Source organism: Limnohabitans lacus (genome assembly GCF_030053395.1).
Lineage (GTDB): Bacteria > Pseudomonadota > Gammaproteobacteria > Burkholderiales > Burkholderiaceae_C > Limnohabitans_A > Limnohabitans_A lacus.
In genome coordinates this window covers 107,487-118,815 of sequence record NZ_JASGBH010000009.1, presented here as the reverse complement: position 1 = coordinate 118,815, position 11,329 = coordinate 107,487, and the positions used below count along the sequence as shown (strand labels likewise).

Sequence of the window (11,329 nt, the reverse complement as noted above, 5' to 3'; positions counted from 1 at the left end):
GCGAATGCACCAATAGAAACGGCCCCAATGGGCACCGCGATATTCAAAGCTTGGCGACTTCTCGCGCTTCAAGCACTTAGGCATAATTCACGAATGACGTGCTTCGTGACGGCGTATTTTCAACTAAAACATAAACTAAAGGTGGAGCCAGAGCGACTGGACGGTTCCCCAAAGAGGTACCCGATGACTGCTAAAGCCTGCCATCCGGGCGAAGTTCTGGCCCAAAAGATTGAGACACTTGCCCTAACAACGAAGAGGTCTGCCTGATGCCGGGAAATAGGACGGCAGAAGCCGCGATCGCATGAAGTACGCTTACGAAGACTTGGGAGACACACGGTTTGAAGAGCTTGTCGTAGCGCTGTGCCGACGCCTTCTAGGTATGGCAACTCAAGGCTTTGCGAAGGGCCCCGACGGCGGACGTGATGCCAAATTCGTAGGTACCGCAGAACTGCTGCCAAGCAGCCAAGCTCCGTGGAGCGGAACCGTAATCGTTCAGGCCAAGCACACCTACGGCTACAACCGTAGCTTCTCCGAGACCGACTTTTTCAATCCGAAGTCTGCAAATAACATCATCGGCGAAGAAATCCAGCGCATCAAAAAGCTAAGGGTGGCAAAGCAACTGGATCACTACATGTTGTTCGCCAATCGCAAGCTGACGGGCGGGGCAGAGAGCAGCATTCGCGCGCGCATCTCTAAAGAGTGCGGCATACCAGAGCCGTCGATCATGCTGTGTGGGATTGAGCAGCTTGAGGGCTGGCTCAAGGACTTCCCTGCAGTTGCCTCGCAAGTCAATCTCGACCCGATTGATTCGCCTCTAATTGTGAGCCCCGATCAGCTTTCCGAGGTTGTACAGGCTCTTGCTCGCCATCTGAAAAGCACGGCGAGTGTTGTCGATACACCACCGACGGATCGGACGAAATACGAAACGAAGAACATCCTCAACAAGATGACTCCGGAGTACGCGAAGGAGCTTCGCCGGCGGTACCTAAAAGATACGGCCCAGGTGAAGGCCTTCCTTGCTGCACCCGAAAACGCAGATCTTTTAGGCCTATATGAATCCGTAGTTGAAGAGTTTCAGCTCAGCATCATCGGAAAGCGGAAGGACTATCAAACATTTGACGAGGTAATGAATCATCTCGTGCGCTTGCTCCTGGAGCGCGATCCTCTGCTGCGCGCTAACAAAACCTTGACGCGCGTTATGCTCTTCTACATGTACTGGAATTGTGACATTGGGGAGGGTGAAGATGCTACGACCTACTAAGCACTCCCATCCTGATCGCACAGTCGTGAACGTAGCCCTTCTTCTGCTGAAGCATTTGCGCAAGCGCCGCTTTGATCGCTACGGCGACTTACGCACATTCGCCAAAAAGGCGGTCACAGGCGGCGATGTTCTCTTCCTGCCAGCACTCAACTTTCTGTTCCTGCTTGGACTGGTCGAGTACCAGCCCAAGACCGATGCTATCGAATACGTGGGGCCCAATGAAGCTCTCTAGGCTATACAGCAACAAGCCCGATATTTTCGGGCCGATCGAGTTCCGTGCAGGCCTGAACGTGGTCCTTGCAGAAATCAGGGTGCCGAAGAACAAGGACAAGGACACGCACAACCTCGGAAAGACCACACTGGGACGCATGATCGACTTCTGCTTCCTGGCCGGACGCGACAAGGACTTCTTTCTTTTCAAGCAGGAAGACGCCTTTAAAGATTTCATATTTTTCCTGGAGATTGGACTCTCTGACGCCACCTACCTTACTGTCCGGCGAGGGGTGAGCGAGCACACAAAGATCAGCTTTAAGAAGCACGAGGCCGCACATCAGGACTTCACGGACCTAACCGAAGCCGACTGGGATCACTTCAATTTGTCGTTTGACCGCGCTCGGGAGATGCTCGACGGACTCCTTGATTGGCGCGCCGTCTCACCATGGGACTTCCGAAAGGGACTTGGCTACCAGCTGCGTGGGCAGGACGACTACCAGGACGTGTTTCAACTGCGGCGGTTCGCCATTGGGAAGCACAAGGACTGGAAGCCGTACGTTGCACACATCCTTGGCTTTGATCACAAGCTGATCGAGGAGTACTACTCGAAACTAGAAGAGCTGGAAGATAAAAAGGCCATCGCGCAAACAGTACAGGCGGAACTGGGCGGATCAGTCGATGACCTGAGCAAGATCGAGGGCATCCTTTTATTGAAGCAGAAGGATGCTGACAAAAAGCAGCAACTTCTTGACGCTTTCGACTTCCGTGAGCAGGACAAAGATCAAACTGAGAAGCTCGTGGAGGGGATCAACGCGCGCGTCGCTGAGCTGAACGCACGCCGCTATTCGCTCCACCAGGCCCGCCGCAAAATCGTTACCTCATTGGAGGAAGACCAAATACTTTTCAAGCCCGATCAAGCGGAGAAGCTGTTCAACGAAGTAGGCATCCTTTTCTCTGGACAGATCAAGAAGGACTTCAGCCAGCTCATCGCCTTCAATCGCGCCATCACGGAAGAGCGGCGCGGTTATCTGCAAGAGGAGCGCACTGAGATCGAGGCCGAGCTGAAGACCGTTGCAGAGGAACTTGATGACCTCGGCAAACGTCGGTCGGGGGTACTAGACTTTCTTAGCAGCACTGACGTGTTCGCCAAGTACAAGCAAGTTACTGACGATCTCGTGACGCTGCGCGCTGACATTGCAACGCTTGAGAAGCAGCGGGGCTTCTTGCGCCGACTGCAAGAGCTGCGTACGGAGATTCGTGCACTTACGGAGGCCTGTGTGCATCTGCAGTCGCAGATTGAGACGGACGTTGAATCGCAGAATACGGATAAAGCCAGTCTTTTTTCAGTGATCCGCGTGTACTTCAGCGAGATCATCGAAGAAGTCCTGGCTCACAAGGCATTGCTAAGCGTCTCTCCGAACGCGAACGGACACCTAGAGTTTCGGGCCGAGATTCTCAACGAAAAGGGCAAGGCCACGAGCGCCGATCTGGGGCATACCTACCGGAAATTGCTGTGCATAGCCTTTGATCTAGCTGTGCTGCGTGCTCACATTAAGGACAGGTTTCCTCACTTCGTTTATCACGACGGTGTGTTCGAGTCGCTGGACGACCGCAAGAAGGTTAACCTTCTCAAGGTCATCCGTGAGTATGCTGAGCTTGGCGTGCAGTCAGTCATTACTTTGATCGACTCCGATATGCCGCCTCGCGTAGAGGCAGAGGTACCCGTATTTTCTCCCGACGAGATTGTGCTGAACCTGCACGACGAGGGCGATAAGGGACGTCTCTTCCGCATGCAGGTTTGGTAGTGACGAGCACGGAATGCTTGCTAGCTGACGTCGGCATCCCGAATTGCGTACTGTCAATCAGTAGACAATCAATCAGGAGTGCTTCTTGGCTAAATCACTCATAAAAGTAATGCTGTCCAGCCGATGTCTCGACGCGTTCCCCACAGGTACAAAGTCCAAACTGACTGACCTACGAAAGGAACTGAAGGCCGAAATCGAATCCGCCCACGTGCTGGGGAGAAGGCTGTTCGAGGTCTGGATCAACGAAGACGCACCGCCGGCCGGAGGCACACAAGACAGTTGGGATACCTGTCTACAGGCTGTTCGCGATTGCGATGTACTCATTGTTCTGTCAAACGGCAATGCGGGTTGGGCCGCAGGCAAGCAGGATATCGGCATTTGCCATGCGGAGTACATGGAGGGCCTTCGCTCGGCGCAGGCCAAGGTGCGCCTAGTAGCGCTGCCGAACGTGGCCGATGCCAAGGGAGCGGCAGGCAAACGCAACCGGCGCTTTCAGGACTATCTTTCGCGGCAGACGGCCTTTCGCGGCGGCGAGGTTAAAACCGTGGCTGATGCGAAAAAGCGTGTATTCGAGGCGCTCTCGGATGCCCTGATCTCGCTGGCACAACGGGGTGTGTTGGCTGGCGCATCGGCGCGCTTTGATGTTGGCGCAGCCCTGGATTGGACTCGACTTGACTTCCGTCAACGAAAAATGGCTATGGAGTCGACGCTCAAAACGGCCTTGAGTGGGCTCAAAGGTGCCAAGGCCGTGGACGGAGGCGTGGTGGTCAAGCTGGATGGCAAAGACGTTGCAGTTGTGGTTCACGCAATTCCGGCCGCGTTCGGCGTGGCCGCCGCGCGCGAGTTAGTGGGAAGGCCCTTCCTAGAGGATCATCAGCGTATCGAGTTGCTGGCTTCTGCGCATGGGCCATTGCATTTGATCGCCTGTCACCGGGGCGCTACGGAAACCCAGGCTACGTCGCTTCTGGGATTTCCAGACGCTACGGTGGTGAGCGGCCCCTTTGGGGTGTTCGTAGCGGATGACGTGCAGAAGATGCAATTCGCCTTCTTGGCCAACTGTCGAGACGACTCGCAGACGCGACACGCCAGTCAACGTTTTTTTGAATGGTTACAACAGACCGGCGAGGGGGCCTTGGTGGCCCGCAGGGCAGTATCTCGCGCTCGGATCGTCAAGCTGGTGGCGAAAGAAATGAATACCTGAGGTGGCTGAGGATTAGGCTTGGAAGGTGAGCGCGCTCTATACGACCGGTGTTTGATTAAGCCGCCATTAGAGGCGGTCCATGTTGTATTCCGCAATCAGCCTGGTTGGGCTCTGCCGTAACCTCAAGTCAACGATGATTTTTTGTTGTCTGGTCAATCATGAGGGGCAAGATTCACATCAAACTTCCTTGCCCGAACCCGCATAAATCCTAGGCTTTCCTCTTGGGTACGACCAAGAGAAAACAGAGAAAGAGAGAGATTTCGGGCCAAAAAATGGGCCACTCCCGATTTCTCGGCCATCTACGGCCAAGAGACTTTTTCAGGAATGGCGCCATTACAGGCCCGCAACGGGATACATGAACGGTTGAGAGAACCGTTCATGAGTAATAAATGGTAGGGCGTCACGGACTTGAACCGTGGACCAAAGGATTATGAGTCCTCTGCTCTAACCAACTGAGCTAACGCCCCAACCGAAGCGATGATTGTAGTGGGCCTGAAAGCGTTTATTTGGACTGGCTCAGTGCGTTGCTGACCAGGCGCGAGGTGATGTTGACGATCTGGATCATGCGGTCATAGGGCATGCGGGTCGGGCCGATCACGCCCAGGGTGCCGACGATTTGGCCGTCGACCTCGTAGGGCGAGCTGACGACCGACAGCTCCTGCATGGGCACGATCTGGCTTTCGCCGCCAATGTAGATGCGTACGCCTTCGGCTTGGCTCGACACATCGAGCAAGCGCATGAGCTGTGTCTTTTGCTCAAACAAATCAAAGGCGCGGCGCAGATGGCCCATGTCACCCGAAAAATCGCTCACCGACAACAAATTGCGTTCACCCGAGATGACCACCTCGTTGTGGTCGTTGGCCATGGCCTCGGAGCTAACTTGCACGGCCGCTTGCATCAAGGTGGCGATCTCGCCTTGCAGGCTGACCAGCTCTTGCTGCACGCGGCTGCGCACCTGCTCAATGGCCATGCCGGCGTAATGCGTGTTCAAGTAATTGGAGGTCTCGATCAACTGGCTTTGCGAGTAATCGGTTTCGGTGAACAGGATGCGGTTTTGTACATCGCCTTCGGGCGAGACGATGATCACCAGCAAGCGACGCTCGGAGAGGCGCAAAAATTCGATGTGCCTGAAGACCGAGGCCCGCTTGGGCGCCATGACCACGCCCACAAACTGGGACAAGCTCGACAGCAAATTGGCAGCGCTGGCGATGACTTTTTGGGGTTGATCGGGTGTGAGCGCCGGCGCTTGCAAGCCCGTGCGGTCCACCGTCAGCATGGTGTCCACAAACAAGCGGTAGCCGCGCGTGGTCGGGATGCGCCCGGCCGAAGTGTGCGGGCTGGCAATCAGGCCCAACTCTTCCAGGTCGGCCATCACGTTGCGGATGGTGGCCGGCGAGAGGTCCAGCCCTGAGGCTTTGGAGAGCGTGCGCGAGCCCACCGGTTGGCCGTCCGCAATGTAGCGTTCCACCAGGGCTTTGAGCAATAACTTGGCACGGTCGTCGAGCATGCGGCCATTTTAATGATGTAATTTGTCCATGAGATCCCAATTCCGTCACGTTGCGCTGTTTGGCAAGTACCACACGACCACCCAAGGCGGTGCGCTGGAGAGTTCACGGCGGGCTTTGGACGACGTTGCCCAGTTCTTGACCCGCCAAGGCTGTGACGTGGTGCTGGACCGGGAAACCGCCCTGCACACCGGACTGAACCAGTACCCCATGCTGGACATGAACGCCATTGGCACGCAGTGCGATTTGGGCTTGGTGATCGGCGGCGACGGCACCATGCTGGGCATTGGGCGGCAGATGGCCTGCTACAACCTGCCGCTGATGGGCATCAACCAGGGGCGTCTGGGTTTCATCACCGACATTCCCCTGCAAAGTTACCAAGACTTTTTGCAGCCCATGCTGCAAGGCCACTACCAGACCGAAGACCGCAGCTTGCTGCAAGCCGATGTGCTGCGCGATCAACGCAGTGTCTTCAGCGCCTTGGCCATGAACGATGTGGTGGTCAACCGCGGCGGCACCTCGGGCATGGTCGAGCTGCGGGTTGAAGTCGATGGCCGCTTTGTGTCCAACCAGAGGGCCGATGGCTTGATCATTGCCACGCCCACAGGATCCACCGCTTACTCCCTGTCGGTGGGTGGCCCCCTGATGCATCCGGCCATTGGCGGCTGGGTCATGGCCCCGATTGCGCCGCACACCTTGTCCAACCGACCCATCGTGCTGCCCGAGTCGTCCGAGATCAGCATCGAGATCGTGGCCGGGCGCTATGTGAGCGCCAATTTCGACATGCAATCGCTGGCCGACCTGACCTTGGGCGACCGGATCGTGGTCAATCGCTCGGAGCACACCGTGCGCTTTTTGCACCCCGAGGGCTGGAATTACTTTGACACCCTGCGCAAGAAAATGCACTGGAACGGAGGCGACTGAGCCGTGGCACTGACGCACATCACCCTGCGCGATTTTGTGATCGTGCGCGAACTGGAACTGGACCTGAGCACCGGTTTTGGCGTCCTGACGGGCGAGACCGGCGCCGGCAAATCCATCCTCATTGACGCCCTGCAGCTGGCCCTGGGTGCCCGGGCTGAAACCAGCGTGGTGCGCGAAGGCGCCAGCCGCTGCGAGGTCTGCGCCGAGTTCGAATCCACGCCCGCTGTGACAGCTTGGCTGCATGAAGCCGGTTTTGAAAACGACGCCGCCCTGCTCTTGCGCCGCACCGTGGACACCACCGGCAAAAGCCGCGCCTGGATCAACGGCAGCCCGGCCACTGCGGCCCAGCTGCGCGAACTCGGCGAACAGCTCCTGGACATCCACGGCCAACACGCCTGGCAAAGCCTGACCCGCCCTGACGCGGTGCGTGGCTTGCTCGACGCTTATGCCAACATCGATGCACGGCCGCTCAAAGCCGCCTGGCACGCTTGGCGCCAAGCCCAGCAAACTCTGGCCGATGCACAGCGAGCCCAAAGCACACTGGCCAACGAACGCGAACGCCTGGCCTGGCAAATTGGCGAACTCGACAAGCTCAAGCCCGCCGCAGGCGAGTGGGCAGACATCAGCAACCAACACAGCCGCTTGGCCAACGCACAAGCCTTGATGGACGCGGCCAACGAGGCGACCGTGCTGCTGGAGGGCGACGACGAAGGCGGCGCCCTGCGCCAGCTGTCCCGCGCCATCCAGAGCCTGCAAGCGCTCGGCCATGTGGAGTCCGAATTCAACGCCCTGGCCGAAGTGCTGCTGTCGGCCCAAGCCCAGGCCGAAGACGTGGCCCACAGTCTGCACAGCTACCTGCGCAAAACCGATCTGGACCCACAGACACTGGCCGAGCTCGACGAGCGCATGGGCCTGTGGCTGTCGCTGGCCCGCCGCTACAAAAAGACCCCCGACGAGTTGCCCCAAGTGCTGGTTCAATGGCGCGAAGACCTGGCCCGACTGGATGCCGCAGCCGATCTGGACGCGTTGCAAAAAGCCGAGCAAGCGGCGTACAACGCATGCCTGCAAGCCGCTCAACAAGTCTCTGCACAGCGCCAAAAGGCGGCCAAGCCATTGGCCAAGTCGGTCACTGCCGCCATGCAGCAGCTGGGCATGCAAGGTGGCCGCTTTGAAGTGAGCCTGCAAACCCTGGCTTCACCTGCCCAACACGGCTTGGAAGAAGTGAGTTTTTTGGTTGCAGGCCACGAAGGCAGTACACCGCGCCCCGTGGGCAAAGTCGCCTCGGGCGGCGAGCTCTCGCGCATCGCTTTGGCCATTGCGGTCACCACCAGCGAGCTGGGCGAAGCCGGCACCTTGATCTTTGACGAGGTTGACTCCGGTGTGGGCGGCGCTGTGGCCGAAACCGTGGGTCGCCTGATGAAACAACTGGGCCAACACCGTCAGGTGCTGGCCGTGACGCACCTGCCCCAGGTGGCCGCCTGCGCCGACCACCACTTGTTGGTGAGCAAAGCTGCAGCCCAAGGTCAGGTCAGCAGCAAGGTGCGCGCCATCGGGGGAGAAGAACGTGTCAGCGAAATCGCCCGAATGCTGGGCGGCGAAAAACTCTCGGCCACCACCTTGGCCCATGCCCGCGAAATGCTGGGCGACCCGCAAGGCTGAACATGGACATCATCCTGATCACCGGCATGTCCGGCTCCGGCAAATCGGTGGCGCTGCACGCCCTGGAAGACGCCGGTTATTACTGCGTGGACAACTTGCCACCGGAGTTGCTGATCCCCTTTGTCAAACTCGAAGAACAGCAACAAGAGCCTCGCCTGGCCATTGCCATCGATGTGCGCAGCGCCAACTCGCTGCACCTGATGCCAGAGCAAATGGCCATCTTGCGCGACATGGGCATGACGGTGAAGTCGCTGTTTCTGGACTCGTCATCCGATACGCTGATGCGCCGCTATTCGGAGACGCGACGCAAACACCCGCTTTCTGGTGGCAACAAACCACAAAACGACAAGGACCTGGCCGAAACCATTGCTTTTGAACGCGAGCTGCTGTCCGATCTGCGCGAACGCGCCCACGTGATCGACACCAGCTTGCTGCGTTCGGCTCAGCTGCAAACCTATGTCAAAACCATGGTCAGCGCACCGTTTGCGCAATTGACCTTGGTGTTCGAATCGTTTGCCTTCAAGCGCGGCATCCCCACCGATGCCGACTATGTGTTCGACGTGCGCATGCTGCCCAACCCGCACTACGAAAGCGCTTTGCGCCCACTCACGGGCATGGACGCGCCCGTGCAAGAGTACCTGCGCCAATCCGAAGAATTTGTGCAGATGCAGCTGCAAATTGAAGGATTTCTGTCGCAATGGATCCCTGCCATTGAGCGCGATCACCGCAGCTACCTGACGGTCGCCATTGGCTGCACAGGCGGCCAGCACCGTTCGGTCTTCATGGTCGAGCAATTGGCCCAAAGCTTTGGCACACGCTGGCTCACCCTCAAACGCCACCGCGAACAAGACGGCAAGTAATCAAGCCCCCATCGGGCAAGCTCCGACGTATGGGGCTATTCACCCAGTGACCGTCAAGCCTGCAACAACTGCCGAATCGGCGCGGGCAGACCCAACTCGGGCCAGGCTGAGGCATCGACCCACTGTCCATCACATCCCGGGGGGGCTGTGCCCTGCAGCCGCACGGGGTGCAAATGCAGATCGCGGTGGGTAAGCACGTGCTTCCACGGGGTGATGAACTGCGCATCGCGCCCCTCCGGCCAAGCGGCCAGCAATTGGTCTTCCGAATCGAACACGGGCAAGCTGAACAACCCGGCCCAGATGCCCTTTTGGGGGCGCTTTTGCAGCCACACTTGACCCTTGGCATTGACGGCCCACAAGAGCCAGAGCGTGGCGCTGCTGCGCTTGAGCTTGCGGGTCTTGACCGGGTAGGCCAAGGGCTCGCCTTGCGCTTGGGCCTGACACATTTGCGCCACTGGGCACGATGCACATTGCGTTTTGCGCGGCAAACACACTGTGGCCCCCAGGTCCATCAGCGCCTGCGTGTAGCGCGGCATATCGGCTGGACGGTCGGGCAACAGGTTTTGCGCCAAATCCCACAAGCGCTTTTCATTTCTGGCCACCGCCAAGTCTTCGCCATAGCACAGCACACGGGTGAGCACGCGCTTGACGTTGCCATCCAAAATGGCGGCCCGCTCTTGAAAGCAAAACGCGGCAATGGCCGCTGCGGTCGATCGCCCGATGCCCGGCAAGGTTTGCAGATCTTGCGCTTGAGGGGGGAACGCTCCGCCAAACCGCGACACCACCTCTTGCGCACAGCGGTGCAAGTTGCGGGCGCGGCTGTAATAACCCAAACCGCTCCACAGCGCCAGCACATCGTCTTGCTCAGCCGCGGCCAAGGCCGCCACATCCGGGAAACGGTTCAAAAATCGGGGGAAGTAATCGAGCACCGTGCTGACCTGCGTTTGCTGCAGCATGATCTCGGACAGCCACACGCGGTAAGGGTCTTGCGTGTTTTGCCAAGGCAGGCTCTGGCGGCCATGCAACTTCTGCCAATCCACCATGTGGCGGGCAAATCCTGCGGGCAGTGTCGTCATGGTTTCTGGCATGTGGGGCAATAAAAAGTGGTGCGCTGACCTTGCAGCATTGAACGGATGGGCGAGCTGCAGACCCTGCAAGGTGCGCCCGTGCGACCATAAACCGCAGCTTCCAATTGAAAGTAACCCGTTTTGCCTTCGGCGCTCACAAAGTCTTTGAGCGAGCTGCCCCCTTGCTGCACCGCGCGGGCCAGCACCTGCACGATGGCCGCATGCAACCGGGCCACCCTCGGCTTGGACAAGCGTGAGGCTTTCACGGTCGGGCGGATGCCCGCCATGAACAAAGCCTCGGAAGCGTAAATGTTGCCCACCCCCACCACGATGTCCCCCGCCAGCAGCACCTGTTTGATGGCCGAAGCGCGTTTTTTGAGGGCCAATGCAAAGGCATCCACATCGAAGCCGCCCTCCAAGGGCTCTACGCCCAGGTGCCCCAAAAGCTTTTGGGCAGTGGCCGAGTTTTCGGAGGGCGCCCACACCACCGCCCCAAAGCGCCGGGGATCGTGCAAGCGCAAAACCCCGCGGTCGGTCACCATGTCCATGTGGTCGTGCGGTCCGGCTGGCGCTTGCTGGGTTGCAAAGTTCAAGCTGCCCGACATGCCCAAATGCAAAAGCAAGAGGCCCTCATCGAGGTCCAGCAACAGGTATTTGCCGCGCCTGCGCACCGACAAAATGCGCTGCCCCTGCAAAGCCGATGGCTCAACACCCAAGGGCCAGCGCAAGGGTTTGCCCATGCGCAAGTCCAGAATGCGGGCCGACTGAATGCGGTCTGCAAAGCTGCGGCGGGTGACTTCGACTTCTGGGAGTTCGGGCATGAATTTGTCCTGC

At 58.5% G+C, this 11,329-nt stretch carries 10 protein-coding genes and 1 tRNA gene; 7 read left to right on the top strand and 4 right to left on the bottom strand.

Annotated features, from left to right (window positions below):
• Positions 1-301 precede the first annotated feature (301 nt).
• The 4 genes from QLQ16_RS12720 to QLQ16_RS12705 all read left to right on the top strand — a co-directional run bounded on the left by QLQ16_RS12720 (position 302) and on the right by QLQ16_RS12705 (position 4,480).
• Positions 302-1,261, top strand: a complete 960-nt coding sequence (locus QLQ16_RS12720) for an ABC-three component system protein (RefSeq protein WP_283225029.1) — start codon at positions 302-304, stop codon at positions 1,259-1,261.
• A 25-nt stretch (positions 1,262-1,286) separates the two neighbouring features.
• Positions 1,287-1,493, top strand: coding sequence for an ABC-three component system middle component 8 (locus tag QLQ16_RS12715; protein ID WP_283225028.1), 207 nt, complete (start codon positions 1,287-1,289; stop codon positions 1,491-1,493).
• Positions 1,480-3,279 (top strand): DUF2326 domain-containing protein, encoded by a 1,800-nt coding sequence (locus tag QLQ16_RS12710; protein WP_283225027.1) that lies wholly within the window; start codon positions 1,480-1,482, stop codon positions 3,277-3,279. Before QLQ16_RS12715 ends, QLQ16_RS12710 begins: the two co-directional genes overlap by 14 nt.
• A gap of 85 nt (positions 3,280-3,364) precedes the next feature.
• Positions 3,365-4,480: a DUF4062 domain-containing protein gene (locus QLQ16_RS12705; RefSeq protein ID WP_283225026.1), complete on the top strand. Its 1,116-nt coding sequence runs from the start codon at positions 3,365-3,367 to the stop codon at positions 4,478-4,480.
• Between the two features lie 390 nt (positions 4,481-4,870).
• Here the strand turns inward: QLQ16_RS12705 and QLQ16_RS12700 are convergent.
• A tRNA-Ile gene (locus tag QLQ16_RS12700) sits at positions 4,871-4,947 on the bottom strand.
• Between the two features lie 35 nt (positions 4,948-4,982).
• Positions 4,983-5,987 carry a heat-inducible transcriptional repressor HrcA gene (hrcA, locus tag QLQ16_RS12695; protein WP_283225025.1) on the bottom strand — a complete coding sequence of 335 codons (1,005 nt, stop codon included), beginning with the start codon at positions 5,985-5,987 and terminating at the stop codon, positions 4,983-4,985.
• Positions 5,988-6,015: 28 nt separating this feature from the next.
• Here hrcA and QLQ16_RS12690 point away from each other — a divergent pair, with 28 nt between their 5' ends.
• From QLQ16_RS12690 to rapZ, 3 genes are read left to right on the top strand one after another with little or no spacing between them, the layout of a single operon-like run.
• Positions 6,016-6,909 (top strand): NAD kinase, encoded by an 894-nt coding sequence (locus tag QLQ16_RS12690; RefSeq protein ID WP_283225024.1) that lies wholly within the window; start codon positions 6,016-6,018, stop codon positions 6,907-6,909.
• Between the two features lie 3 nt (positions 6,910-6,912).
• Positions 6,913-8,568: a DNA repair protein RecN gene (gene recN, locus QLQ16_RS12685; RefSeq protein ID WP_283225023.1), complete on the top strand. Its 1,656-nt coding sequence runs from the start codon at positions 6,913-6,915 to the stop codon at positions 8,566-8,568.
• Positions 8,565-9,428, top strand: coding sequence for an RNase adapter RapZ (gene rapZ / locus QLQ16_RS12680; protein WP_283225090.1), 864 nt, complete (start codon positions 8,565-8,567; stop codon positions 9,426-9,428). Before recN ends, rapZ begins: the two co-directional genes overlap by 4 nt.
• Before the next feature lie 53 nt (positions 9,429-9,481).
• Here rapZ and mutY read toward each other — a convergent pair whose 3' ends face one another.
• A complete protein-coding gene (gene mutY / locus QLQ16_RS12675; RefSeq protein WP_283225022.1) occupies positions 9,482-10,516 on the bottom strand; it encodes an A/G-specific adenine glycosylase in 1,035 nt (344 codons plus the stop codon).
• Complete coding sequence (mutM, locus tag QLQ16_RS12670) at positions 10,501-11,316, bottom strand: bifunctional DNA-formamidopyrimidine glycosylase/DNA-(apurinic or apyrimidinic site) lyase (protein ID WP_283225021.1); 816 nt, start codon at positions 11,314-11,316, stop codon at positions 10,501-10,503. The genes mutY and mutM overlap by 16 nt, the downstream gene beginning before the upstream one ends.
• Between the last annotated feature and the right edge of the window lie 13 nt (positions 11,317-11,329).